This window comes from Nocardioides sp. P5_C9_2, from assembly GCF_054049555.1.
Genome location: NZ_JBFUMD010000705.1, coordinates 1 through 1,337, shown reverse-complemented (window position 1 = coordinate 1,337; position 1,337 = coordinate 1). Strand labels below are relative to the sequence as shown.

The window sequence follows — 1,337 nt, the reverse complement described above, 5'->3', positions numbered from 1 at the left end:
GCGTCGAGACGGTCGTGCGCGAGCACCGTGCGGACCCGTGCGAGCACGCGCGCGGYCACCTCGCGCAGGGGCCGCACGATGCCGTCGGTGTCGACGATCCGCGCGTCGAGACCGTCACGGCCCGCCCGGTAGTCGTTGAGGGCCACGATGTCGTCGCTCAGGTCGTCGGCGTCGGGCTGCTCCACCGCGCAGCGAGCGATCCCCTGCACCAGTGCGGTGAGTCCCGCCACCAGGTCCAGGGACGGTTGCGCGTCCATCACCCGCACCTCCAGGGTGCCGAGCTCGGGTCGCGGCCGCAGGTCCCACCACACGTAGGTGTGGTCCGGGACCTCCGCCGCCGCGACCAACGCCTGCGTGCGGTCGACGTACTCGTCCCATGAGCGCAGCAACGGCGGCGGCGTGGTCCGCGGGTAGGACCGCAGGATGGCCGCTCGGCTCGACGCGAGCCCTGAGTCCACGCCGTGCCAGTACGGCGAGCCGGCGCTGAGCCCGCGCAGCAGCGCCGAGCAGTGACGCAACCCCCGATAGGCCTGCATGGCCGTCCTCGGGTCGGGCAGGCCCACGTGGACCTGCAGGGCTGCGGTCGGCGTCCGGAGCAGGCCGCCGTACTCGGCGACGATCGCGTCGTAGCGCGGCGACGGCGTGAGGCAGGCGTCGCCGAGGGGCGCTGACGGGTGGACGCCCACGGCCGCGACGGCGGCTCCTCCGTCCAGCACCCACCGACGCAGGTCCCGCAGGTGACTGCGGACGTCCTCGGCACCCGAGCACACCGGGGTGTTGAGCTCGACCTGGTCGGCGTAGACCTCCCCCGTCACGATCCCGCCCAGCGGCAGCTCGCCGCGGAGGGACGCCACCAGGGGTGTCGCGGCGGCGCCCAGGAGCCCGCCGGCACCGTCGACCAGCATCAGCTCCTCCTCCACGCCCACCGTGAAGTCACTGCCGAGGTGGTACTCCGCGGCTGTCATGGGTGCCTCTCGTGGTGATCGTCGTCCGTCGGGGGTGTCCGTACCCCGTCCACGGCCGACGTACGCTCGGGTGGTGAGCCTCACTCCGGTCCGCGTGGCCCTGCACGGTCACTTCGCGCGCGAGCTCGGCGAGATGGCCGTCCCCTGGCAGGCCGAGAGTACGCCGGACGCTCGCCTGCTGGTGCTCAACGATCGCCTGGCCGCCGACCTGGACCTCGACCCCGGCTGGCTGCGCACGCCGGAGGGGTTGGGGCTGCTGACCGGCACCGCGCTCCCCGACGACGCCACGGCCGTCGCGCAGGCCTACGCGGGCCACCAGTTCGGCGGCTTCGTCCCGCGCCTCGGCGACGGGCGCGCCCTGCTGCTCGGGGA

The 1,337-nt window shown here is 74.2% G+C and carries 2 protein-coding genes; one reads left to right on the top strand and one right to left on the bottom strand.

Annotation, left to right across the window (positions count from 1 at the left end):
- Nucleotides 1-965 (bottom strand): carboxylate-amine ligase (locus tag ACXJKL_RS21160; protein ID WP_457208959.1); only part of this gene is annotated, 965 nt, incomplete at its 3' end.
- A 73-nt stretch (nucleotides 966-1,038) separates the two neighbouring features.
- Here ACXJKL_RS21160 and ACXJKL_RS21155 point away from each other — a divergent pair.
- The coding region (locus tag ACXJKL_RS21155; protein WP_457208958.1) for a protein adenylyltransferase SelO family protein at nucleotides 1,039-1,337 on the top strand (299 nt) is incomplete at its 3' end.